Raw genomic sequence first — 22725 nt, forward strand, 5'->3', positions numbered from 1 at the left:
GCGGGCCCGAGCTGCGGCGCTCACCCGGTCGTGGCACTCTTCGCCTCGGATCGACAGGAAGGCCGGTGATGGCGAGCACTCCGGATGCAGCGGACGTGTCCCGGGCCGGCCGGAAGGCCGGTCGCGGCGCGCGGGACGCCGCGCACTCCATGCCGGTCCGGGTCGCCGCCCGGGTGGGCATCGCCGCGAACGGCCTGCTGCACCTGCTCATCGGCTGGCTGGCGATCCAGGTCGCGCTGGGCTCGGGCGGGCGGGCCGACCAGAACGGCGCGCTGGGCGCGATCGCGGCCGAGCCGCTGGGCCGGATGGTCCTCTGGGTGCTGGTCGTCGGGTTCGCCGCCGTCGTGCTGTGGCGGGCGGTCTCGTCGGTCTGGGGCTACGGCTACCTCGGCAGCCGCACCGAGCAGCTGGCCAGGCGCGCCGTCTCGGCCGGGCTGGCCGTGGTCTACGCGGTGCTCGCGGTGCTGGCGGCGACGACGGCGTTGCGCGGCCGGGCGTCGTCCGGCGGGGGCGGGCAGGCGACGGCGGACCTGCTCGGTCTTCCGGGCGGCCAGGTGCTCACCGCGCTCGTCGGGATCGGGGTGCTGGTCGGCGGTGGGGTGATGGTGTGGAACGGGTGGCAGAAGCGGTTCCTGCAGGACCAGGACCTGTCCGGGGCCCGCATCCGGATCCGCCGGCTCAACGCCCGGACCGGCCAGATCGGGTTCATCGCCAAGGGGATCGCGATCGGGATCCTGGGCGTGCTGCTGTGCGTCGCGGCGCTGACCGTCGACCCGCAGCGCGCGAACGGCCTGGACTCCGCGCTGAAAGCGCTGCGCGAGCAGCCGTACGGGGTGTTCCTGCTGATCGCGGTCGGGATCGGGTTCGCCTGCCACGGGGTGTTCTGTTTCCTCGACGCCCGGTACCACCGGGTCACCTGACCCGGGCTCACCCCCGCGAGCCGCGGCCGAGCACGACCGCGGCGTCCGCCACGTCCCGCGCGAAGACCAGCACGGCGTACCCGCCGTCGTCGGGCCGGGAGACCGTGGCGCGGATGCCCGCGGCGCGCAGCCGGTCGCGCAGCACCCGCGCGGCGTCCGGGCCGGGGGCCCGGGAGACCTCGGTGAGCAGGCCGGTGGCGACGGGGTCGTCCGGGTCATCGGTGGGGAGTGTGAGGTTGCGCTGGTGGCCGAACGTCCACCGCAGCAGCAGCCCGAGCACGACGAGCGCGACGACGAGACCGACGACCGTGCCCAGCCCCGGCGCGACGCCCTCGAGGTCCATCGGCCGATCGTCGCATCCCGAAGGCGCGACCGCCCTCGCTGAACCGATCCAGTGCTCGGTTTCCCGTGCGGATCGCGTAGTTTGCCAATCACAGGTGTGTGACGTGGGACGGCTACCCGCCCGGGTCCCGGCTACTCGCCAGTACCATCCCCTCGATCGAGCCGACAATGCTGACAGTGCCGACAACGACGCGGAGGTCCCCGGTGCCGTACCCGACCGATCGTGAGCGCGACCGCCCGTGGGTGATCCGCACCTACGCCGGCCACTCGTCGGCGACCCAGACCAACGAGCTCTACCGGCGCAACCTCGCCAAGGGGCAGACCGGGCTCTCCGTGGCCTTCGACCTGCCCACTCAGACCGGGTACGACCCGGACGACGAGCTCGCCAAGGGCGAGGTCGGCAAGGTCGGCGTGCCGATCAGCCACATCGGTGACATGCGTGCGCTGTTCGACGGCATCCCGATGGCCGAGGCGAACACCTCGATGACCATCAACGCGCCGGCGATGTGGCTGCTGGCGCTCTACGTCGCGGTCGCCGAGGAGCAGGCCGAGTCCTCCGGGCTGGACTACTCGGAGGTCCGCGCGAAGCTGGCCGGCACCACCCAGAACGACATCGTCAAGGAGTACCTGTCCCGGGGGACCTACGTGTTCCCGCCGGCGCCGAGCCTGCGCCTGATCACGGACATGGTCGCCTGGTCGGTCACCGAGATCCCGAAGTGGAACCCGATCAACATCTGCAGCTACCACCTGCAGGAGGCCGGGGCCACGCCGACGCAGGAGCTGGCCTACGCACTGTCCACCGCGATCGCGGTGCTGGACTCGGTGCGCGACTCCGGCCAGGTGCCGCCGGAGAAGTTCGGCGACGTCGTCGGGCGGATCTCGTTCTTCGTGAACGCCGGCCTGCGGTTCGTCGAGGAGATGTGCAAGATGCGGGCCTTCGCCCGGCTCTGGGACGAGATCACCCACGAGCGCTACGGCGTCGAGAACGCCAAGCAGCGCAGGCTCCGGTACGGCGTGCAGGTCAACTCGCTCGGGCTGACCGAGGCGCAGCCGGAGAACAACGTCCAGCGGATCGTGCTGGAGATGCTCGCGGTGACGCTGTCGAAGGATGCCCGCGCCCGCGCCGTGCAGCTGCCGGCCTGGAACGAGGCGCTGGGCCTGCCGCGGCCCTGGGACCAGCAGTGGGCGCTGCGGATGCAGCAGGTGCTGGCCTACGAGACCGACCTGCTGGAGTACGAGGACCTGTTCGAGGGCTCGGTCGTGGTCGAGGCCAAGGTCGCCGAGCTCGTCGAGGGGGCCCGTGCCGAGATCGACCGGGTCCAGGAGATGGGCGGTGCCGTCTCCGCGGTCGAGAGCGGCTACATGAAGGGCGAGCTGGTCAGCGCGCTGGCCGAGGGCCGCCGCCGGATGGAGTCCGGCGAGCGGGTGGTCGTCGGGGTGAACAAGTTCGACACCACCGAGCCGAGCCCGCTGCAGGCCGAGGGTGCCGAGGCGATCTTCACGGTCGACCCGGCCACCGAGCGGTCGGCGATCGAGGCGATCGGACGGTGGCGCGCCGAGCGGGACCAGACGGCCGTCGACGAGGCGTTGCGCGCCCTGCGGGACGCGGCGAAGACCGACCAGAACCTGATGCAGATCTCGATCGACTGCGCGAAGGCCGGCGTGACGACCGGGGAGTGGTCCGGGGCGCTGCGCGAGGTCTTCGGGGAGTTCCGCGCCCCGACCGGGGTGTCCGCGGCGACCGCCTCCGGCGAGGGTGCGACCGAGATCGCCGAGGTGCGCGAGCGCGTGCGGGCCACCGGTGACGAGCTGGGCCAGCGGCTGCGGATGCTGGTGGGCAAGCCGGGCCTGGACGGGCACTCCAACGGCGCCGAGCAGGTCGCCGTGCGCGCCCGCGACGTCGGCTTCGAGGTCGTCTACCAGGGCATCCGGCTCACTCCGGCGCAGATCGTGGCGGCCGCGGTGCAGGAGGGCGTGCACGCCGTCGGGTTGTCGGTGCTGTCCGGTTCGCACCTGGAGGTCGTGCCGGCCGTCGTGCGGGGCCTGCGGGACGCCGGCGCCACGGAGATCCCGGTCGTCGTCGGGGGGATCATCCCGCCGGAGGACGAGAAGAAGCTGCGCGAGGGTGGGATCGCCGCCGTCTTCACGCCGAAGAACTACCGGCTGACCGAGATGATGGACGAGATGGTCACGCTGATCCGGGGGGCGCAGGGGCTCTCCTGAGCCGGCGTCAGCCGTCCGCCTTGTCGCCGCCCCGGCGGCTCAGCAGCCGGAAACCGGGGATGCCGACGATCGCCTGCCGGACCTCCTTGAGCACGTCGAGGAGCTCGTGGACGTCCGGGCCGACGCGGTCCAGGGTGGCCAGGATCGGCATGATGTCGCTCTCCATGTGCTCGGTGAGCACCGGGAGCTGGTCCACCAGCTTGATCGCGGCCTGGATCTCGTCCTCGGAGAGCTCGTCGACGAACTTCTTCGCCAGTGGGGCGGCCCGGTGCGCGAGCGGGCCGTAGAGCTCGAGCAGCTGCACGGCCTGGTCGCTGGCGCCGCCGGCCTGCTCGACGACCGCTTCCACCTGGGAGATCAGGTTGCCCGCGCGGTCGCTGACGGTGGTGACCGTGCGGATCAGGCCGTCGGCGTCGCCCGCGACCGCGTCCACCCGGCCGATCAGGCCCTCCGCGTTCCCGGCGACGGCCGAGACCTGCTCGACGAGCCCCTCGGCCGTCTCCGACACCGTCGTGACCCGCTGCACCAGGCCGTCGGCGTTCCCGGCGACGGTGGTGACCCGCTGGACCAGCCCGTCCGCGTCCTCGGCGACCGTGGTGACCCGCCGGACCAGGCCGTCGGCGTCCTCGGCGACGGTGGTGACCCGCCGGACGAGCCCGTCGGCGTTCTCGGCGACCGTGGTGACCTTCCGGACCAGGGTGTCGGCATCGCCCGCGACGGTGGTGACCTGCTCGACCAGGGCGCCGGCGTTCTCCGCGACCCCCGTGACGCGCTCGACGAGTGCGTCGGCGCCGGTCGCGACACCGTCGACGCGGGCGACCAGCTCCTCGGCGCCACCCGCCACCCCGGTGACCCGCTCGACCAGCGAACCCGCGTCGTCGGCCACGGTGGAGACCCGGGTGATCAACCCGCCCGCGTCGTCCGCGACGGTGGAGACCCGGGTGATCAGTCCGCCGGCGTCGTCGGCGACGCGGTCGACCCGGGTGACCAGCTCGTCGGCCCGGTCGGCGACCGGCCGGACCCGCCCGATCACGTCGGTCGCCTCCGTCACGACCGACCCGACGGTGCCGATCAGGTTCTCGGCGCGGTCGACGACGCCGTCCACCCGGTCCAGCAGCGTCTCGGCCCGGGTCGCGATCGTGCCGATCCGCCCGACCAGCGACCCGACCTCGTCGAGCAGGTCACCGGCCCGCGAGGGCAGCTGCACCACCGTCTGGGCGAGCTCCCCGGTGCGGTCGACGACGGTGGCCGCCCCGGAGAGCAGGTCCGACGGGCCGGGGAACGGGATCCCGGCGATGCGCAGCGCCATCGGGGGATCTTCGCATCCCGCCCGTGACGGGCGGCGTCACGACCCGGGCGTCCGTGCACACAGATCGTCGATGGTGAGGTCGCGCGGCGGCAGGTTGGCCTCGGTGAAGCCGAACGGCCGGGCGATCTCGAGCCAGCGTCCGGAGTCCTGCAGGGCGGTCAGGCCGCGGTCGAACTCCGCGCGGAACGCGGTGTCGGCCGGCCGGAACGCGAACGCGCCCGCACCGATCGCCGGGCGGCCGTCCACCTCCGGGGTGAACCCGGCGGTGACCTCCAGGCCGATCCCGGCGTTGCGCCGGACCTCGTCCAGCAGCGAGATACGGGTCAGCGCCCCGACCTGGGCCTCGCCCGTGGCGACCCCGCGGACCAGCGCGCCCTGCGAGTCGAACAGGACGATCCGTTCGGCCGGGATGCGGGCGGCGTAGGCGTACTCCTGCTCGGCCGAGCTGCGCAGCACGCCGAGCGACGCCCCGGCCCGCCGGACCCCGGCCAGGGTCGCCACGCCGAGCGGGTTGCCGGTCGGGACGAGCAGCCCGGTGCGGGCGACGAAGTCCGGCCGGGAGAACGCGACCTGCTGGCAGCGCAGCGGGGTCACGGTGAGCCCGACGGCGATCAGGTCGAACCGGCCGTCCAGCAGGTTCGGCACGAGCTGGTCGAACGCCATCTGGACGGCGATCAGTCCGCCGCCGCCGAGCTCCGCGACGACCGCGCGGGCGACCTCGGGGCTCTCCCCGGTCGGGCGGCCCGCGCCGTCGGTGTAGCCGAACGGGCGCTCGCCGGACAGCCCGACGACCACGTCCCCGCCGCTGCGCATCCGTTCGAGCGGGTCGGACGACTCCCGGCCGCACCCGGCCACCAGCGCGGCCCCGCCCAGCGCCGCGGCGGCGCCGAACAGGCGTCGTCTGCTGAGTCGGCTCGGGTCGTTCATGGTCCGGCCGAGCCTAGGCGATCTCGCCGAGGCGCCCGGCCCGGCCACCGGGCGGCGTCTAGTCGGGCCACTCCGGGGGGCGCTTCTCCAGGAACGACGCCATTCCCTCGCGGGCCCCGCCGGACTGCGACATCGAGGCCATGACCTCGGTGGCGATCGCGTAGGCGTCGGCCTCGGGCCGGTCGAGCTGGGCGTAGAGGGTCTGCTTGCCGACCGCCTTGGACAGCCTGCTGCCGCGGGTGGCGCGGGCGAGCAGCTCGTCGACGCGGGCGTCCAGGTCGCCGTCGGGCACCGCGTAGTTGATCAGCCCCCACTCGGCGGCGGTGGCGGCGTCGATCGCGTCGCCGGTCAGTGCCAGCTCCATCAGGCGTTTGCGGCCGACGTTGCGGGCCACCGGAACGGCCGGGGTGTGGCAGAACCAGCCGCCCTTGCCGCCGGGCAGCGCGAACGTCGCCGACTCGGCCGCCACCGCGAGATCGCAGGAGGCGACGAGCTGGCAGCCGGCCGCCCACGCCGTCGCGTGTACCCGCGCGATCACCACCTGCGGGACCTCCTCGACGGTCCGCATCACCGTCGTGCAGAGCCGGAGCAGGTCACGGACGCCGGCGAGGTCGCGGCCGGCGACGTCGCCGAAGTCGTGCCCGGAGGAGAAGGCCTTGCCCTCACCGGCGAGCACGATCCCGGTCGCGTCGCTGCGCCCGGCGCTCTCGAACGCGTCCAGCAGCTCGCGCAGGTGCTCCTCGGTCAGCGAGTTCCGGCGCTGCGGCCGGTTCATCGTGATCCGGACCGTGCCGCCGTCCTGCTTGACCAGCAGGTGTTCGTAGTCGGACATGCCGCGACGGTATCTCGACAGCCCCGGCTTGGGGAGCTATCGTGACCGTATGACCGGATCCGTAGTTCCAGTCACGCCCTCGTCGGGGGACTCCGAGCGCATGGACCGGGTGCTCGACGCGGCCGCGGAGCTGCTCGTGCGCCGCGGCTACCGGCGGGTGACCGTCGAGGACGTGGCGCGCCACGCCGGCGTCGGGAAGGGCACCGTCTACCTGCACGTCCGCACCAAGGACGCGTTGTTGCTGACCGTGCTGCTGCGGGCGCAGCAGCGGCTGCTCGCGGGCCTGGCCGACCGGATGGTCGCCGAACCCGAGGTCGTGCTGCCGTGGCGGATGTCGCGGTTGATCTACGACCTGCTGCGCGCCGACGACGTGGCACGGGCGCTGTATCTCGGGGACGCCGAGGTGCTGGGCCGGTTGGCGCACGAGGCGGCGGGGACGCTCGGCGAGCTCGCCGAGCGGCGCAACGAGGTCGTGCGCCGGCACTTCCGGCTGCTCCGCGAGTCCGGGCTGATCTCCGACGACCTGAGCGGCGACGAGCAGCTCCTCAGCTGGGGTGCGGTGCTCTACGGCCACTTCCTGCTGGACGGCATGCCGGGGAGTGGGGTGTTCACGCCCGGCGCCGACGGCGGTCTCGGTGAGCTGATCGAGCACGCCGTCCGCCGCCTGCTGGCCGGCCCCGCCCCGGAGTCCGACGTCGCCCACATCGCGGACGAGGTAGCCGCGCTGTACCGGCCGCTGATCGAGTACATCGACACCGAATGGCGTGGCCGCGTCCGGTGACCCCGGGCCCGGCCGACCACCACCGGAGGGAGCACGACATGACCACCCGAACCGAGCCGCAGGACCTGCTGGCTCCCGACATGCTCGCCGACCCGTACACCGGGTACTCCCGGCTCCGCGAACAGGCGCCCACCGTGACGGTCACGCTGCTGGGCACCCCGCCCGCCGTCATGGTCACCCGCTTCGAGGACGTCCGCGCCGTGCTCACCGACACCCGGTTCGTCACCGATCCGGAACTGGCCGGCGGCGCCGCGTCGGTGCGGCAGGCGTTGCTCGACCAGCTCGGGGTGCCGGAGGATCTGGCCGAGTACCTGATGCGCAACATCCTGACCACCGACGGCGCCGACCACACCCGGCTGCGCAAGCTGGTGTCGCGGGCGTTCACCGTCAAGCGGGTGTCGGCGTTGCGGCCGCGGGTCGAGGAGATCACCGCCCGGCTGCTCGACGACATCACCGCCGCCGGGGCGGGTGGGCGGCCGGTCGACCTGGTGGAGGCGTTCGGCTACCCGCTGCCGATCGCGGTGATCTGCGAGTTGGTCGGGGTCCCCGAACCGGAGCGCGCCCAGTGGCACGAGTGGGGCCGGGTGCTGACCTCGATGGACCCGGAACGGATCCCCGCGGTGCTGCGGGCCGCCGTCGACCACGTCCACGCCCTGATCGACGCCCGCCGGGCCGAGCCCGCGGACGACCTGATCACGGCGCTGGTGCAGGCGCAGGAGGACGACGGCGACCGCCTCTCCGACCGGGAGATGGTCACCATGATCTTCGCGCTGGTCATGGCCGGGCACGAGACGACCGCGCACCTGATCTCGAACGGCACGCTGGCATTGCTCACCCACCCGGAGCAGCTCGCGCAGTTGCGCGCCGAGCCGCAGCGCTGGCCGCAGGCGGTCGGCGAGCTCATGCGAGCCCGCGGGCCGGTGCAGTTCACCCAGTTCCGGTACCCGACCGAGGACGTCGAGGTGGGCGGGACGGTGATCGCGGCAGGTACGCCGGTCGTCGCCGGGCTGCTGCCTGCCAACCACGACCCGCGCGCCTTCGACCGCCCGGACGACATCGACGTCCGCCGCGACACCGGCCGCGGCGAGGGACACCTGGGGTTCGGTCAGGGCGCCCACTACTGCCTGGGCGCGGCACTGGCCCGGCAGGAGGGTGAGATCGCGTTCCGGATGCTGTTCGACCGGTTCCCGGACCTCGCGCTCGCGGTGCCCGCCGCGGAGCTGAGCTGGGACCCGCGCCCCGGCTTCAGCCGGCTGGCCGAGCTGCCGGTGCGGGTGTCCTGAGGGCTCGGTTCCCCCGCGGCGTCCACCGCGCGGGGGAGGGGCGCCCCCGTATGTCGACCTAGCGTCGGCGCCGTGCCCGGCGGATCGCCGGGCACGGTTCACGGGAGGTGTCTGCGATGACCCGATCGACCCGCGCCGCGATGGACGGCGGTCTGCGCGCGACCGCACGACGGCTGGTCACGGGCGGCCGCGGCATCCTGGCCGCCGACGAGAGCGTCCGGACGATGTCGAGCCGCCTCGAGGACGCGGGCGTCCCGGCGTCGGCGCAGCAGCGGTGCGCCTACCGGGAGCTGCTGGTGACGGCGCCCGGGCTGGCCGAGGGAGTCAGCGGCGTCATCCTCTGCGAGGAGACGCTGCGCCAGCACCTCGCCGACGGGCGCTCCTTCCCCGACGGGATCGCCGGGCTCGGCATGCTGCCCGGCATCAAGGTCGACACCGGCACGGCGCCGCTGGCCGGTGCGCCCGGGGAGACCGTGACCACCGGCCTGGACGGTCTGCCGGACCGGGTGGGGGAGTACGCCGCGCTCGGGGCCCGTTTCGCCAAGTGGCGGGCGGTCTTCGTGGTCGCCGACGACCTGCCGTCGCCCTGGGCGATCCGCACGGGCGCGCACGCGCTGGCCCGCTACGCCGCCGACTGCCAGGCGGCCGGGCTGGTCCCGGTCGTCGAACCTGAGGTGCTCGCGGACGGCGGGCACCCGCTCGACCGGACCGCGGCCGTCACCGCGCGGGTGCTCGCCGCGGTCGCGACCGCGCTGGCCGACGCCGGCGTCGACCCGGCGGGCATGGTGCTCAAACCGAACATGGTCACCGCCGGTGCCGGCGCGAGCGTCCGGACACCTGCCGACGTCGCGCGGGCGACCGTCGAGGTGCTGCGCGCGACCGTGCCCGACGACCTCGCCGGCGTCGCGTTCCTGTCCGGCGGATGGTCGTCCGCGACGGCCGCGGCGAACCTTGCCGCGATCCGGGAGCTGCCGGCGCCGTGGCCCACGACCTTCTCCTTCGGCCGGGCACTGGTAAACCCGGCCCTGCACACCTGGCGGGGCGACCCGGGCGCGGTTTCCGCCGCGCAGGAGGCGCTGCTCGTCGAGGTCCGTCGCAACACCGCAACGACCCGAGCGGCCGCCTGACCCGCCGCTGCCTGGCCCGCCGCCGCCTGGCCCGCCGCCGCCTGACATCGCCGTCCCCGCCGAGATGCGGTTCAGCGGGAATTGTCGATCTCCAACGCCCGCTGAGCTGCATCTCGGCGAGGATGTGGCTGGTGTGCGGTGGTGTGGCGCTGCCTGGCCCGCTCCCGCCGAGACGCGGTTCAGCGGGAATTGTCGATCTCCAACGCCCGCTGAGCTGCATCTCGGCGGGAATCGGCCGGTGCGAGGCGGTGCCGCGCCGGACCTGACCCGCTCCCGGCCTGCCCCGTGCCCGGCGTGACCCGCGCCGGCCGGCCCGATACTGCCCTGCCGTCCCCCGCCGAGATGCGGTTCAGGGCGAATTGTGGATCTCCGGCGAGCCTTGAGCTGCATCTCGGCGGGGATGTGGCCGGTGTGCGGTGGTGTGGTGCTGCGTGGCCCGTCCCGCCGAGATGTGGTTCAGGGCGAATTGTGGATCTCCGGCGGGCCCTGCGCCGCATCTCGGCGAGGATCCGCTCGGTGCGCGGCGGCGCGGGGCGGTGCGGGGCGGCGCGGGGCGGCGCGGGGCGGTGCCGCGCCGAGTGGCCCGCGCCCACCGCCCGGTCGCGTCACACGGGACGGGGGCGGTGCCAGGGCGGGGTCACGAGCACGTGGGCGAGGAGCAGCTCGGTGCTCGCGGTCGCGTCCGGGTGGGTCACCACGTGCCACGGCCGCTCGAGCGGGGTCCCGGGCACCGTCAGCTCGACCAGCTCACCGCCGGCGAGCAGCCGGTGCACGGCGTCCCGCGAAACGAGGGTGATCCCGAGCCCGGCCCGTGCCGCGGCGACGGTCGCGCCGTGCGAGCCCAGCAGCAGCCGCGGCGGGTCCACGCCGAGGTCGCCGAGCAGCGCCTCCTGGGTGGAGCGGGTCCCGGAGCCCGGCTCGCGCAGCAGCCAGGTCGCCCGCTCCGGGTCGTGTCCGGTGCCCGGCGCACCCACGACGACCAGCGCGTTGCCCCGGACCGCGCGCACCGGCGGTGGCCCGGTCGCGCCCGGGCCGGTCGCGGTGGCCGGGGGTCGCCCGGCGACGACGACGTCCACCTCGTGGTGGGCGAGCATCGGCCAGACCCGGTCGCTGGGCGCCACGTCCACCTCCAGGGCGACGCCCGGGTGCCGCTCCCGGAACCCGGCGAGCAGCTCCGGCAGCAGGTGCTCCCCGGCCGTGGTGACGGCGGCCAGCCGGACCCGGCCGTGTTCCGGATCGGCCTCGCCCCGGGCTGCCGCGGCACCCTCCTCGAGCAGGCCCAATACCCGGCGGGCGTAGCCGGCGTAGCGGTGCCCGGCCGCGGTGAGCCGGACCCCGCGCCCGTCCCGCTCGACCAGCGGGACCCCGACCTCGTCGGCGAGCGCCCGGACCGCGGCGGACACCGTGGACTCGGTGACCACGAGCCGGGCCGCGGCGCCGCGCACCGAACCCTGCTCGGCCAGCGCGACGAACGCGCGCATCCGGGCGTTGGTGGTCACGGGAGCAGCGTAGGTCCGGCCGCGCACCCGGGGCCGGGGTCGCCCTCACCGAGAGGTACAGCCGTGCACCCGGGGCCGGGGCCGCCCCTCACCGAGAGGTACACCAGCGCGCTCCGTCGATGATCGAACAGCGCTGCCGTGCCCCTCGCCGGCGGGTGGTCCAGGAGCCGGGCGTGCGGGAGCCGTCCTGCGCTCCCGCGAGACTCAGCCTGGAGCCACCGACGATCAAGAACCGCACCGGCGAACCCAGGCTCAACGGGACAGGCCGCCCTGGAAGACCCGGCTGGCGCGCAGGTCGTCGGCGGTCAACAGGCTCAGCTCCGGCAGCCCGATCCGGTCGCGCCCGGAGGCGAGTCGCAGCGCCTGCCGCATCCGGGCCCGGTCGAGCGCGTTGCGCACGCTGCGGGCCCCGGCGAACCAGGGCTGCTGCACCCGCAGGTCGAGGTACTCGTGCAGGGCGGTCGCCGCGTCGTCGGACAGCGTCAGGCCGAGGTCGGTGACCATCCGGTGCCCGATCTCGGCGAGCTCGCCGACCGAGAAGTCCGGGAAGTCGACGTGGTGCGCGATCCGTGACTGCATGCCGGGGTTCGCGGTGAAGAAGGTGTCCATCCGGTCCGAGTAGCCGGCCAGGATCACGGCGACGTCGTCACGATGGTCCTCCATCGCCTGCAGCAGGATCTCGATGGCCTCGCCGCCGTAGTCGCGCTCGTTGCCGGGCCGGTGCAGGTAGTAGGCCTCGTCGACGAACAGCACCCCGCCGAGCGCTTTCCGCACGATCTCCTTGGTCTTCGGCGCGGTGTGCCCGACGTACTGGCCGACCAGGTCGTCCCGGGTGGCGGTGACGAGGTGCCCGTGGCGCAGGTAGCCCAGGCCGTGCAACAGCCCGGCCATCCGAAGGGCCACGGTGGTCTTGCCGGTGCCCGGGTTGCCGGTGAAGCACATGTGCAGGGTCGGCCGGTCGGGTGCGGTACCGAAGCGGGCCCGCACCCGGTCGACGACGAGCAGCGCGGCCAGCTCCCGCAGCCGTTGCTTGACCGGGGCCAGCCCGACCAGCTCGCGGTCCAGGGCGTCGAGGATGTCGTCGACGCCGGCCGCGCGGCGGACCTCGCCGAGATCCACGGTGTCCCCGGGGCCCAGCTCAGGCCCGGCGTCCTGCCCGGCGGCGCCGGGGTCCGGGCCGGTGTCGAGACGCGGGGCCGCGGACCCGAATGCGATCCGGGTGTTCCCGCTCGGCGGCCCGGCACCGGATCCGGCGGTGGTCCTGGGACCGGGCCCGGGCCGCGTTCCGGCACCGACCGGTCCAGCGCGGCCCGGCTCGGCGCGGCCCGGCTCAGTGCGGGGCACGGCCGTTGCCGTTCGGGTCGCCCGGCACCGGGTAGCGCGACCCCGCAGGCCGCTCGGTCGCGTACGAGTGCACGGTGTAGCGGATCCGCCGGTCCGCGCCCTCGGCCCGGTCCAGCCGGAACCCCGGCTCGGAGCTCGGTCGCTGCACCAGGAACGACAGGCCCACGGTCTGCCTGCCGAGCGAGGCGTCGTAGGCGTTGACCCGGACGTAGAGCTCCGGATGCGCGGCCCGGCAGGCGTTGATCTCGGCCAGCACCCCGGCGGGGTCGGTGAGATCGAACATCGGCATCCCCCACATCTCCCAGTAGGTGTTGCGGGGGTGCGGGTCGTCGGTGAACTCGATCGCGCACGGCCAGCCGTGCGCCAGCGCCCAGCCGACCTGCGCGGTGATCTCGTCGTCGGTCAGGTCGGGCAGGAAGGAGAAGGCGCCCTGGGTGATCCGCATGATGTCGCTCCGTCTCAGGCCGGGGTGGGGGTGGTCACGACGTCCGGCGTGTCGGTCGAGGCGTAGTCGAAGGTGACGTCGCCCCAGGTGGACAGGGCGGTCTCCAGCGGGCGGTTACGTCGCGCGGCCGCGCGCAGGATCTCCGGGCCCTGGGCCAGGTAGTCCGCGCCCTCGTTCCGCGCCTTGATCATCGCCTCGACCGCGACCCGGTTCGCCTCGGCGCCGGCCGCGATGCCCATCGGGTGCCCGATCGTCCCGCCGCCGAACTGCAGCACGGTGTCCTCGCCGAGGTGGTGCAGCAGCTGGTGCATCTGCCCGGCGTGGATCCCGCCGGAGGCGACCGGCATCGTCGCCGGCATCGACACCCAGTCCTGGCCGAAGTACAGGCCCTTCACCGGGTCGGCCTCGTACTTGTTCTTCCGCAGCACGTCGTAGAACCCGGCGACCGCGTTCGGGTCGCCCTCCAGCTTCCCGACGACGGTGCCGGCGTGGATGTGGTCGACCCCGGCCAGCCGCATCCACTTGGCGATCACCCGGAAGCTGACGCCGTGGTTCTTCTGCCGGGTGTAGGTGCCGTGCCCGGCCCGGTGCAGGTGCAGGATCACCCCGTTGCGCCGGGCCCACTTCGAGAGGCTCTGGATCGCGGTGTAGCCGACCGTCAGGTCGACCATCACGATCACGCTGCCGAGCTCGCGGGCGAACTCGGCGCGCTCGTACATGTCCTCCATCGTCGCCGCGGTGATGTTGAGGTAGTGGCCCTTCACCTCACCGGTCTCGGCCTGTGCCTTGTTCACCGCCTCCATGCAGGCCAGGTAGCGGTCGCGCCAGCGCATGAAGGGCTGCGAGTTGATGTTCTCGTCGTCCTTGGTGAAGTCCAGCCCGCCGCGCAGCGCCTCGTAGACGACCCGGCCGTAGTTGCGCGCGGACAGCCCCAGCTTCGGCTTGGTGGTGGCGCCCAGCAGCGGCCGGCCGAACTTGTCCAGGTACTCGCGCTCGGTGACGATCCCGTGCGGCGGGCCGGGGAAGGTCTTCACGTAGTGCGGCGGGATCCGCATGTCCTCGAGCCGCAGCGCCTTGAGCGGCTTGAAGCCGAAGACGTTGCCGATGATCGAGCTCGTCAGGTTGGCGATCGAGCCCTCCTCGAACAGGTCGAGGTCGTAGGCGATGTAGGCGATCCACTGACCGGGCGTGTTCGGGACGGGCTCCACGGCGTAGCACTTGGCCTGGTAGTGCTCGTAGGTCGTCAGCCGGTCGGTCCAGACGACGGTCCAGGTCGCGGTGCTGGACTCGCCGGCGACGGCGGCCCCCGCCTCCTCCGGTGGCACCCCGTCCTGCGGGGTGACCCGGAAGGCGCAGAGCAGGTCGGTGTCCTTGGGCTCGTAGTCGGGCTGCCAGTACCCCATCTCCGCGTAGGGGATGACGCCGGCGCTCCATCGGTCGCTCATGCACCTCAGCGTGCGGGGAGAACGTCAGCCGGACAATCAAGTGTTCTCAGCGCACTCTTCGCTGGTCAGCGAAGGGTCGACGGTGACGACGACGGTCGTCCCGGCGCCCGGCCGGGAGCGGGCGCGCAGTCTCCCGCCGATCAGCTCGGCCCGCTCCCGCATCGAGGCCATCCCGTACCCGTTGCCCGCGAGGCCGCCGCCCGACGACGCCGCGAACCCCCGGCCGTCGTCGGAGATCTCCAGGCGGGCGGCCCCGGCGCCGTCCGCCGCCAGCCGCAGCACCACCCGCCGGGCCGCTGCGTGCTTCCGGACGTTCTGCAGCGCTTCCTGGGCGATCCGGTACAGCGCGACCTCCACGTGGTCCGGCAGCCGCTGCTCGTCGAGATCGAGCCGGACCTCCAGGTCGGGCAGCTCGCGCACCAGCGCGGCCAGCGCACCGGCCAGGCCGAGGTCGTCGAGCACCGGCGGGCGCAGCGCCCCGATCGCCGCGCGCGCCTCGTCCATCGTGGTCCCGACCAGGTCGGCGGCGATGCCCAGCTGGGTGCGGGCCTCGCCGGCGTCGCCGCGGGAGAGCAGGGTGCCCGCCGCGTCCAGGTGGAAGGACAGCGTGACCAGCCGCTGCGAGATGCCGTCGTGGATGTCGCGGGCCAGCCGGCGCCGCTCGGTCTCCTGGGCCGCGACGGTCTGCTCGGCGAACCGCTCGTGCGCGCGCTCCCTGGCCTGCAGCCGCCGGTGCATCCGGGCCTGGTGCAGGGCCGCGGCCAGCAGCCTGCCGATCGCCAGCAGCAACCGGACGTCGCGGTCGCCGAACTCGCGGCGGTCCACGGTGTGCACGTTGAGCACCCCGGCCAGGCCGTAGGGCTCGGACAGCATCGGCACCGACACCATCGAGGTGTAGTCCTGGCCGCGCAGCTCCGGGATGGGCAGGTACCGGGGGTCGGACGTCTTGTCGCCGGGGATCACGGCGGGGGTGCGGTGCGCGGCGACCCAGCCGCTCACCCCGTGGCCGAGCGGCAGGTGCACGGTGCCGACGCGGGCGTCGAACGGCGGGGTGGCACCGGCGAGGGTCAGGGCGGTGTCGGTGTCGTCGAGGACGTGCACGAAGCAGACGTCGGTGGCGGTCGCCTCGGTGATCACCCGGGCGACGGCGGCGGCCAGCGGCTCCACACCGGGACCGGACGCGGTGGCCTCGATGATGCCGAGCAGGACGGCGTTCTCCCGCTCCGGGTCGCCGATCCCGAGTCCGCGCCCGGCCGCACCCGCCGTCACCGGAACACGCCCTCGCGCAGCGCGGCCGCGACCGCCCCCGTCCGGTCCGGGACGTCGAGCTTGCGCAGTACCGAGCGGACGTGCGACTTCACCGTCTCCTCGCCGATCACCAGCTCGGCGGCGATCGCCCGGTTCGAGTGCCCGGCGACCAGCAGCGCCAGCACCTCGCTCTCCCGGTGGGTCAGGCCGAGCCGGGCGCCGGGCCAGAACTCGTTGCGTTCCAGCCGCGCCGCCGACGCCGCCGCGCGACCGGCCATCGTCGCGTCCACCACCGTCACCCCGGATGCCGCCAGCTCGAGCTGGCGCACCAGCTCCTCGCCGCCGATCCGCTTGAGCAGGTAACCGGCCGCGCCGGCCCGCAGCGCCTGGAACAGGTACTGCTCGTCGTCGTAGACGCTGAGCAGCACCACCTTCTGCGCCGGCCGCCGCTCGAGCAGCCGCCGGCACAGGTCGAGGCCGGAGTCGCCCGCCATCCGGACGTCGCACAGCACGATGTCCGGCTCGAGCGACAACACCGCCTCCATCGCGGCCGCCACATCGTGCGCGGTGCCGACCACCCGGACCCGGCCGCGGAACGGGGCGAGCATCGCCTTGAGGCCCTGCACGACCATCTCGTGGTCGTCCACCACGACCAGCCGCAGCGGTGTGGCATGGGTCATGCCGGTCACGATAGGTGGCGATCTCCCCCGGTGGGTCCCCCGTGACGGGGGAGATGGATCCGGGCGGTCTCCCTAGCGTCGGGTGTTCCGACGGGGAGAGGAGCACCGCCGTGCCGGACAAGTCACTGCGGATCCGGCGAGCCGGGCCCGAGCAGGCCCGCCGCCGACCGATCATGCTCGCCATCGCGGGGGACAGCGCCGCAGGCAAGACCACGCTGACCCGCGGGCTGGTGGAGGCACTCGGCCCCGGCCGGTGCGTGTCGCTGTGCACCGACGACTACCACCGCTACGACCGCGCCGAACGCCGCGAGCTGCCGTTCACGGCGCTGCACCCGGACTGCAACCACATCGGGATCATGGAGCAGCACCTGCAGCTGCTGGCCACCGGTGAGCCGGTGCTCAAGCCGGTCTACGACCACGCGACCGGTGAGCTGGTCCGGCCCGAGCTCGTCGAGCCGGCCGACGTCGTGATCGTCGAGGGGCTGTTGCCGCTGCACTCGAAGCTGGCCCGCGCCTGCTTCGACGTCACCGTCTTCCTCGACCCGCCGGAGGAGATCCGGCGGGACTGGAAGGTGCAGCGCGACTGCGCCAAGCGCGGGTACACGCCCGACCAGGTGCGCGCCGAGCTGGACCGGCGCGAGCCGGAGTCGGCCGAGCACATCCGGCCGCAACGCCGGCACGCCGATCTGGTCGTGCGGTTCGCGCCGATCGAGAGCCGCAACGACCCCGAGGGCACGCCGCTGTCCGCGACGGTGATGCTGCGGCCGACGATCGGCCACCCGGATCTCACCGGCGTGCTGGCGCCCGAGCTCACCCGGGCGATGCACCTGAAGCTGGAGCGGGACCCGGACGGGCGCCCGGTGGAGTCGCTGCACGTGCACGGCTACGTCCCGCGGGAGGAGAGCCTCGCGGTGGTGAAGGCGATCTGGGCCGAGCTCGGGGACCCGGGCCGGGGTGCCCCCGAGTCCCTGGGCCGGATCGGCGGCGCGCGCAGCGAGCCGCTGGCGATCGCTCAGCTGCTGATCCTGTTCCACCTGATGGAGCTGGACCGATGACGGCGCCGGCGGCGGTGCTGTTCGACGTGGACGGCACGCTCGCCGAGACCGAGCGGGACGGCCACCGGCCGGCGTTCAACCGGGCGTTCGCCGAGCACGACCTGGGCCTGCACTGGACCCCGGAGCACTACACCCGGCTGCTGCGGATCCCCGGCGGGCGCCAGCGCATCGCGGCCGACCTGCGCGAGCGCGGCGTCCCGGCCGTGGAGGCCGACCGGACCGCGGCCGCGGTGCACCGGACCAAGACGGCGCTGTTCGCCGAGCACGCCCGCGCGGGCACGATCCCGGCCCGCCCGGGCGTCCGGACGCTGGTGGCGGACCTGCGCCGGTGCGGGGCCCGGATCGGGGTGGTCACCACCGGGCGCCGCGAGTGGGCCGAGCCGCTGGTCCGGCACCTGATCGGTGACGTCGCGGGCGAGCTCGACGTCGCCGTGTACGGCGACGACGTCACCGCGCTCAAGCCCGATCCGCAGGCCTACCGCCGGGCACTGCGCGGGCTGGGAATGCCGGCGGCCTGCGTGGTGGCGGTCGAGGACTCGGCACCCGGCGTGGCGGCCGCACTCGGTGCCGGGCTGGTCACCGTGGTCGTGCGCTCCGAGCCCACCGCCGGGCACGACGTCCGCGGTGCCGCCCTGGTCCGCGACTCGTTCGACGGCGGCCCGCCGCTCGACGCCGCACTGTTCGGCGAGCTGCTCGCGGCGGCCGACGATCAGCGGTTCGCGCAGCGGCGCTCGTCGTGCAGGCGCAGGAGTGCGTAGGCGGCGAGTGTCTGCGCGTCGGTGAGCTCGCCGCGCAGCGCCATCTCCTCGAACTCGTCCGGGGCGAACCAGCCCGCCCGCATGTCCTGCTCCTGGTGCTCGCGTTGCGGCGCACCGGCGGTGAGGCCGGTCGCGAGGTAGACGTGACCCCGCTGGCTGGACATGCCGGGCGCGACGTCGAGCATCCCGAGCGCGGTCATCTCCCGTGCCACGAGCCCGGTCTCCTCGACCAGCTCGCGCACCGCCAGCTCGGCCGGGTCGGCCTCGGCCCGGTCGGGGGCGGTGCCGGCCGGGAACTCCCAGCGGCGCTCGCCGACCGGGTAGCGGAACTGCTCGACCAGATGCAGCCTGCCGTCGTCGCCGCGCGGGATCACCAGTGCGTAGGTGGGTTTGTCGACGACGCCGTAGATCCCCTCGGAGCCGTCGGGGCGGCGGATCCCGTCCTCGCGCACGGTCATCCAGCTGTTCGCGTAGACCCGGCGGGTGGAGGTCTGCTCGATCACCGGCCCAGCCTGGCCCAGGGGGCGGTGGGCGCCGCACCGGGGCCTCCTACAGTGAGCCGGGTGCGCCTCGTCATCGCCCGCTGCCAGGTGGACTACGTCGGTCGGCTGACCGCCCACCTCCCCATGGCCCCCCGGTTGTTGCTGGTCAAGGCGGACGGCTCGGTGAGCGTGCATGCCGACGACCGCGCCTACAAGCCGCTGAACTGGATGTCGCCGCCGTGCTGGCTCACCGAGGAGCCCGGCGTGTGGACGGTGAAGAACAAGGCAGACGAGTCGCTGGTCATCACCCTCGAGGAGGTGCTGCACGACTCGTCGCACGAGCTCGGCGTCGATCCCGGGCTGGTCAAGGACGGTGTCGAGGCCCACCTGCAGGAGCTGCTGGCCGCGCACCCGGAGACCTTCGGCGACGGCTGGACGCTCGTGCGCCGCGAGTACATGACGGCCGTCGGCCCGGTCGACCTGCTCTGCCGCGACGCGGACGGCAAACACGTCGCGGTCGAGGTGAAGCGGCGCGGCGAGATCGACGGCGTCGAGCAGCTCACCCGGTACCTCGAGCTCATGAACCGGGACCCGCTGCTGGCTCCGGTGCAGGGGGTCTTCGCCGCGCAGCAGATCAAGCCGCAGGCGAAGACGCTGGCGACCGACCGGGGCATCCGGTGCCTGACCGTCGACTACGACACCCTGCGCGGGATGCAGCGCGACGACCTGTTGCTCTTCTGAGCCGGACCGGCGCGTTAGCACGCCGCGGACGGGGCGAGTGGACCAACTCGCCGGCCGATTGATTGCGGTACGGTAACGATATCGGTCCGTGAGGCGGAACGCCCCTAGCTTTCCTCTCCACATCCACAGGTGACGGGTCTGCGGGCCCGGCGGTGGGACGGCGGCGAGGAGGCCCCATGTCCGACGGTCGATACACCCGACGGGATTTCTTCCACCGTGCCGCTGTCGTCGGTGCGGTCGCGTTCGGCGGTTCCGCCGTGCTCTCGGCCTGCACGGCGACCGGCGGTGGCGGTGGCGAAGGTGGCGAGGGCGGCACGCTGGCCGCCGCCCGGGAGGCCGGGACGATCCGGATCGGGATCGCGAACGAGGCGCCCTACGGCTTCACCGCGCCGGACGGCACGGTCACCGGCCAGTCGGTCGAGGTCGGACGCGCGGTGCTGCAGACGCTGGGCATCGGCCAGGTCCAGGCGGAGCCCGTCGACTTCGGTTCGCTGATCCCGGCCCTGAACGCGCGCCAGTTCGACCTGGTCACCGCCGGCATGTTCATCAACCCCGAGCGCTGCGCCAACGCCGCGTTCTCGATCCCGGACTACACCGCGCCGACCGCGTTCCTGGTGCCCCGGGGCAACCCGCAGGGCGTGGCGACGTTCGACGACATCCGTACCAAGAAGCTGCGCCTGGCAGTGCTCAGTGGCGCCGTGGAGCAGGGGTACGCCACCGACAGCGGGGTGCCCGAGGGGCAGATCCAGGTGCTGGACGCGCAGAACTCGCTGCTGCAAGCGGTCACCGCGGGACGTGCCGACGCGGCGGCACTGACCAACATCTCGCTGAACGACGTGGTGGCCAAGAACCCGGGCGCACCGGTCGAGGTCACCCCCGGGTTCTTCCCGGTGATCGACGGCGAGGAGACCATCTCGGCAGGGGCGTTCGTGTTCCGGCCGGGGGAGGACGAGTTCCGCACCGCCTTCGACACCGAGCTGCGCCGGTTGCACGAGAGCGGGAGGTGGCTGGAGCTGGCCCGCCCGTTCGGCTTCACCGAGGAGAACCTGCCCGGTCCGGACGTGACGACCGAGCGGCTCTGCGCGGCCTGAGCCGGGCGGCCCGGGGTGTTCGACAACCTGCCGCAGATCCTGGCCGTGCTGGCCGAGGGTCTGCCGCAGACCGTGGTGGCGACCGTCGGCGGGATCGTGCTGACCGTGTTGCTCTCGCTGGCCGCCGGGCTGCTGCTGCTCGCGCCGCGGCGCTGGGCGCGGGTACCGGCCCGGATCTACGTGGAGGGCTTCCGCGGCACCTCCGAGGTCGTCCAGCTCTTCTGGATCTACTTCGTGCTGCCGGTCCTGGTCGGGTACCAGCTCGTCCCGCTGTGGGCCGGGGTGCTCGTGCTCGGGCTCAACCACGGCGCCTACGGGGCCGAGATCGTGCGCGGTGCGGTGCAGTCGGTGCCGCGTGCGCAGTACGAGGGCGCGATCGCGCTGAGCCTGACCCCGGCCCAGCGGATGCGCCGGGTCATCCTGCCGCAGGCCGTGGTGGAGATGCTGCCGCCGATGAACAATCTGTTCATCCAGCTGCTCAAGTCCACCGCGATCCTCTCCCTGATCACGGTGGAGGAGATCACCCGCCAGGCCCGTGACGTGCTCATCCCCGCCTTCGGCCAGGACACCCTGCTTATCTTCGGGTGCCTGTTCGTGCTCTACCTGATGCTCGCGGCGCTGATCACCGCAGGAATGCGGTGGATGGAGCGGGTGGCGGCGGCGAAGGTCGGCCGCCCGCCGCGCGGCCTGCGCCGCGGCACCGCCCCGGCGGCAACGGGCGGGGCCGTGTGATGCCGCTCTGGGACTGGGACTACGCGATCGAGATCCTCCCGGCGCTGCTGCGCGGGCTGGTCACCACGGTCGAGATCACGCTGCTCGGCTCGGTGCTGGCGCTGCTGCTCGGGCTGGTCATCGCCGTGCTGCGGCGGGCCCGGATCCCGGTGCTCGACCCGCTGCTGTGGGCCGTCGTGGAGGTGATCCGCTCGACGCCGCTGCTGGTGCAGGTGTTCTTCCTGTTCTTCGTGCTGCCGGGGTTCGGGATCACGCTGAGCGCGTTCGTGGTCGGCGTGCTCGCGCTCGGGGTGCACTACGCCACCTACACCTCCGAGGTCTACCGCGCCGGCATCGACGCGATCCCGCGGGGCCAGTGGGAGGCGGCGACCGCGCTGAGCCTGCCCCGTAGCCGGGTGTGGACCGGCGTGATCCTGCCGCAGGCGATCCCGCGGGTGCTGCCGGCACTGGGCAACTACGTGATCTCCATGTTCAAGGAGGTCCCGCTGCTGCTCGCGATCGGCGTGGTGGAGCTGGTCAACGCCGGTCGGCAGGCCGGCTCGGAGAACTTCCGCTACATCGAGCCCTACACCATCGCCGGGGTGTTCTTCCTGCTGCTCAGCTACCCCGCGTCCATCCTGGTCCGACGTCTGGAGCGCCGCCGTGCCGCCGTCTGAACCGATGATCGTCTTCGACCGGGTGCAGAAGCGGTTCGGGGACACCGTCGTGTGCTCGGAACTGGACTTCACGGTCGCCCCGGGCGAGCACGTCACGTTGATCGGGCCCTCGGGCTCCGGCAAGACCACGATCCTGCGGCTGCTGATGACGCTGGAGCAGGTGGACACCGGGACGATCTCGGTGGCCGGGCGCCCCCTGTCGCACATGGAGCGCAACGGGTCGCTGGTCCCCGCCGACGAGCGGTACCAGCGCGAGATCCGCAAACGCATCGGCATGGTGTTCCAGCAGTTCAACCTGTTCCCGAACATGACCGTGCGGGGCAACCTGACCGAGGCACCGATCCGGGTGCTCGGGCTGCCCCGGGACGAGGCCGACGCCCGGGCCGCGGAGCTGCTGGAGCTGGTCGGCCTGGCGGACCGGATCGACGAGCACCCGACCCGGCTCTCCGGCGGCCAGCAGCAGCGCGTCGCGATCGCGCGGGCACTGGCCATGCGCCCCGACGTGCTGCTGCTCGACGAGGTGACCTCGGCCCTGGACCCGGAGCTCGTCGCGGGCGTGCTGGCGCTGCTGCGCGAGATCGGCGCGAGCACCGACATCACCATCCTGTGTGTGACCCACGAGATGGGTTTCGCCCGGGACTTCGCCCACCGGGTGATGATGTTCGACGGTGGCCGGGTGCTGGAGCAGGGCCCGCCGGCGCAGCTGTTCACCGAGCCGCGCGAGGCACGCACCCGGGAGTTCCTGCGGGCGGTGCTGAGCCGGGGCTGACCGGCCGAAGTCGGAAGGCCAGGAGATAAGGCCAGG

At 73.4% G+C, this 22725-nt stretch carries 23 protein-coding genes; 12 read left to right on the forward strand and 11 right to left on the reverse strand.

Going from position 1 to position 22725, the window contains the following annotated elements; all coding sequences use genetic code 11:
* Positions 1–68 precede the first annotated feature (68 nt).
* Positions 69–920 (forward strand): DUF1206 domain-containing protein, encoded by an 852-nt coding sequence (locus JOF36_RS09050; RefSeq protein ID WP_210026133.1) that lies wholly within the window; start codon positions 69–71, stop codon positions 918–920.
* 7 nt (positions 921–927) lie between these two features.
* Here JOF36_RS09050 and JOF36_RS09055 read toward each other — a convergent pair whose 3' ends face one another.
* Entirely contained in the window at positions 928–1263 is a 336-nt protein-coding gene (locus JOF36_RS09055; RefSeq protein WP_245350736.1) for a hypothetical protein, read from the reverse strand.
* Positions 1264–1466: 203 nt separating this feature from the next.
* On the opposite strand from JOF36_RS09055, the gene JOF36_RS09060 reads away from it, so the two are divergent.
* Positions 1467–3485: an ethylmalonyl-CoA mutase gene (locus JOF36_RS09060; protein WP_210026134.1), complete on the forward strand. Its 2019-nt coding sequence runs from the start codon at positions 1467–1469 to the stop codon at positions 3483–3485.
* Positions 3486–3492: 7 nt separating this feature from the next.
* Here JOF36_RS09060 and JOF36_RS09065 read toward each other — a convergent pair whose 3' ends face one another.
* The 3 genes from JOF36_RS09065 to JOF36_RS09075 are packed head-to-tail and all read right to left on the reverse strand — an operon-like array spanning position 3493 to position 6553.
* A complete protein-coding gene (locus tag JOF36_RS09065) occupies positions 3493–4794 on the reverse strand; it encodes a methyl-accepting chemotaxis protein (RefSeq protein ID WP_210026135.1) in 1302 nt (433 codons plus the stop codon).
* Between the two features lie 36 nt (positions 4795–4830).
* Entirely contained in the window at positions 4831–5721 is an 891-nt protein-coding gene (locus JOF36_RS09070) for a transporter substrate-binding domain-containing protein (protein ID WP_210026136.1), read from the reverse strand.
* Positions 5722–5779: 58 nt separating this feature from the next.
* The gene (locus JOF36_RS09075) at positions 5780–6553 is read right to left on the reverse strand and encodes an enoyl-CoA hydratase-related protein (protein WP_210026137.1); all 774 of its coding nucleotides are present in this window, start codon (positions 6551–6553) and stop codon (positions 5780–5782) included.
* Between the two features lie 49 nt (positions 6554–6602).
* On the opposite strand from JOF36_RS09075, the gene JOF36_RS09080 reads away from it, so the two are divergent.
* From JOF36_RS09080 to JOF36_RS09090, 3 genes are all read left to right on the forward strand, one after another.
* Positions 6603–7334 carry a TetR/AcrR family transcriptional regulator gene (locus JOF36_RS09080; protein ID WP_210026139.1) on the forward strand — a complete coding sequence of 244 codons (732 nt, stop codon included), beginning with the start codon at positions 6603–6605 and terminating at the stop codon, positions 7332–7334.
* 38 nt (positions 7335–7372) lie between these two features.
* On the forward strand, positions 7373–8617 hold the full coding sequence (locus tag JOF36_RS09085) for a cytochrome P450 family protein (protein ID WP_210026140.1): 1245 nt from the start codon (positions 7373–7375) through the stop codon (positions 8615–8617).
* A gap of 116 nt (positions 8618–8733) precedes the next feature.
* Positions 8734–9744, forward strand: coding sequence for a class I fructose-bisphosphate aldolase (locus JOF36_RS09090; protein WP_245350739.1), 1011 nt, complete (start codon positions 8734–8736; stop codon positions 9742–9744).
* A gap of 605 nt (positions 9745–10349) precedes the next feature.
* On the opposite strand, the gene JOF36_RS09095 is transcribed toward JOF36_RS09090, so the two are convergent.
* The 6 genes from JOF36_RS09095 to JOF36_RS09120 form a co-directional block, all read right to left on the reverse strand.
* The gene (locus tag JOF36_RS09095; RefSeq protein WP_210026141.1) at positions 10350–11243 is read right to left on the reverse strand and encodes a LysR family transcriptional regulator; all 894 of its coding nucleotides are present in this window, start codon (positions 11241–11243) and stop codon (positions 10350–10352) included.
* Between the two features lie 252 nt (positions 11244–11495).
* Entirely contained in the window at positions 11496–12587 is a 1092-nt protein-coding gene (locus tag JOF36_RS40785) for an AAA family ATPase (protein ID WP_210026142.1), read from the reverse strand.
* Positions 12574–13032: a ribulose bisphosphate carboxylase small subunit gene (locus JOF36_RS09105; protein WP_210026143.1), complete on the reverse strand. Its 459-nt coding sequence runs from the start codon at positions 13030–13032 to the stop codon at positions 12574–12576. The genes JOF36_RS40785 and JOF36_RS09105 overlap by 14 nt, the downstream gene beginning before the upstream one ends.
* Positions 13033–13046: 14 nt before the next feature.
* On the reverse strand, positions 13047–14477 hold the full coding sequence (locus JOF36_RS09110) for a form I ribulose bisphosphate carboxylase large subunit (RefSeq protein WP_210026144.1): 1431 nt from the start codon (positions 14475–14477) through the stop codon (positions 13047–13049).
* A 36-nt stretch (positions 14478–14513) separates the two neighbouring features.
* Positions 14514–15746 (reverse strand): GAF domain-containing sensor histidine kinase, encoded by a 1233-nt coding sequence (locus JOF36_RS09115; protein ID WP_210026146.1) that lies wholly within the window; start codon positions 15744–15746, stop codon positions 14514–14516.
* Positions 15743–16405, reverse strand: coding sequence for a response regulator (locus tag JOF36_RS09120; protein WP_210026148.1), 663 nt, complete (start codon positions 16403–16405; stop codon positions 15743–15745). The genes JOF36_RS09115 and JOF36_RS09120 overlap by 4 nt, the downstream gene beginning before the upstream one ends.
* A 110-nt stretch (positions 16406–16515) precedes the next feature.
* Here JOF36_RS09120 and JOF36_RS09125 point away from each other — a divergent pair, with 110 nt between their 5' ends.
* The gene (locus JOF36_RS09125) at positions 16516–17460 is read left to right on the forward strand and encodes a phosphoribulokinase (RefSeq protein ID WP_210026149.1); all 945 of its coding nucleotides are present in this window, start codon (positions 16516–16518) and stop codon (positions 17458–17460) included.
* A complete protein-coding gene (locus JOF36_RS09130) occupies positions 17457–18218 on the forward strand; it encodes an HAD-IA family hydrolase (protein WP_210026150.1) in 762 nt (253 codons plus the stop codon). The genes JOF36_RS09125 and JOF36_RS09130 overlap by 4 nt, the downstream gene beginning before the upstream one ends.
* Here JOF36_RS09130 and JOF36_RS09135 read toward each other — a convergent pair.
* Positions 18170–18718: an NUDIX domain-containing protein gene (locus JOF36_RS09135; RefSeq protein WP_307862746.1), complete on the reverse strand. Its 549-nt coding sequence runs from the start codon at positions 18716–18718 to the stop codon at positions 18170–18172. The genes JOF36_RS09130 and JOF36_RS09135 overlap by 49 nt on opposite strands.
* 63 nt (positions 18719–18781) lie before the next feature.
* Between JOF36_RS09135 and nucS the strand changes: the two genes are divergently transcribed.
* The 5 genes from nucS to ehuA all read left to right on the forward strand — a co-directional run bounded on the left by nucS (position 18782) and on the right by ehuA (position 22689).
* Entirely contained in the window at positions 18782–19441 is a 660-nt protein-coding gene (gene nucS / locus JOF36_RS09140; protein WP_210026151.1) for an endonuclease NucS, read from the forward strand.
* Between the two features lie 176 nt (positions 19442–19617).
* On the forward strand, positions 19618–20532 hold the full coding sequence (ehuB, locus tag JOF36_RS09145) for an ectoine/hydroxyectoine ABC transporter substrate-binding protein EhuB (RefSeq protein WP_210026152.1): 915 nt from the start codon (positions 19618–19620) through the stop codon (positions 20530–20532).
* A 15-nt stretch (positions 20533–20547) separates the two neighbouring features.
* The gene (gene ehuC, locus JOF36_RS09150) at positions 20548–21264 is read left to right on the forward strand and encodes an ectoine/hydroxyectoine ABC transporter permease subunit EhuC (RefSeq protein ID WP_210026153.1); all 717 of its coding nucleotides are present in this window, start codon (positions 20548–20550) and stop codon (positions 21262–21264) included.
* A complete protein-coding gene (gene ehuD, locus JOF36_RS09155; protein ID WP_245350740.1) occupies positions 21264–21920 on the forward strand; it encodes an ectoine/hydroxyectoine ABC transporter permease subunit EhuD in 657 nt (218 codons plus the stop codon). The genes ehuC and ehuD overlap by 1 nt, the downstream gene beginning before the upstream one ends.
* 4 nt (positions 21921–21924) lie before the next feature.
* On the forward strand, positions 21925–22689 hold the full coding sequence (ehuA, locus tag JOF36_RS09160; protein WP_210035309.1) for an ectoine/hydroxyectoine ABC transporter ATP-binding protein EhuA: 765 nt from the start codon (positions 21925–21927) through the stop codon (positions 22687–22689).
* Positions 22690–22725 lie beyond the last annotated feature (36 nt).

The organism is Pseudonocardia parietis, from assembly GCF_017876315.1.
Lineage (GTDB): Bacteria > Actinomycetota > Actinomycetes > Mycobacteriales > Pseudonocardiaceae > Pseudonocardia > Pseudonocardia parietis.

Coding starts and splice junctions, on each gene's coding strand:
- JOF36_RS09050 (WP_210026133.1), top strand. CDS start 69: ATGGCGAGCACTCCGGATGCAGCGGACGTGTCCCGGGCCGGCCGGAAG.
- JOF36_RS09055 (WP_245350736.1), bottom strand. CDS start 1,263: ATGGACCTCGAGGGCGTCGCGCCGGGGCTGGGCACGGTCGTCGGTCTC.
- JOF36_RS09065 (WP_210026135.1), bottom strand. CDS start 4,794: ATGGCGCTGCGCATCGCCGGGATCCCGTTCCCCGGCCCGTCGGACCTG.
- JOF36_RS09070 (WP_210026136.1), bottom strand. CDS start 5,721: ATGAACGACCCGAGCCGACTCAGCAGACGACGCCTGTTCGGCGCCGCC.
- JOF36_RS09075 (WP_210026137.1), bottom strand. CDS start 6,553: ATGTCCGACTACGAACACCTGCTGGTCAAGCAGGACGGCGGCACGGTC.
- JOF36_RS09080 (WP_210026139.1), top strand. CDS start 6,603: ATGACCGGATCCGTAGTTCCAGTCACGCCCTCGTCGGGGGACTCCGAG.
- JOF36_RS09085 (WP_210026140.1), top strand. CDS start 7,373: ATGACCACCCGAACCGAGCCGCAGGACCTGCTGGCTCCCGACATGCTC.
- JOF36_RS09090 (WP_245350739.1), top strand. CDS start 8,734: ATGACCCGATCGACCCGCGCCGCGATGGACGGCGGTCTGCGCGCGACC.
- JOF36_RS09105 (WP_210026143.1), bottom strand. CDS start 13,032: ATGCGGATCACCCAGGGCGCCTTCTCCTTCCTGCCCGACCTGACCGAC.
- JOF36_RS09110 (WP_210026144.1), bottom strand. CDS start 14,477: ATGAGCGACCGATGGAGCGCCGGCGTCATCCCCTACGCGGAGATGGGG.
- JOF36_RS09120 (WP_210026148.1), bottom strand. CDS start 16,405: ATGACCCATGCCACACCGCTGCGGCTGGTCGTGGTGGACGACCACGAG.
- JOF36_RS09130 (WP_210026150.1), top strand. CDS start 17,457: ATGACGGCGCCGGCGGCGGTGCTGTTCGACGTGGACGGCACGCTCGCC.
- ehuB (WP_210026152.1), top strand. CDS start 19,618: ATGTCCGACGGTCGATACACCCGACGGGATTTCTTCCACCGTGCCGCT.
- ehuD (WP_245350740.1), top strand. CDS start 21,264: ATGCCGCTCTGGGACTGGGACTACGCGATCGAGATCCTCCCGGCGCTG.
- ehuA (WP_210035309.1), top strand. CDS start 21,925: ATGATCGTCTTCGACCGGGTGCAGAAGCGGTTCGGGGACACCGTCGTG.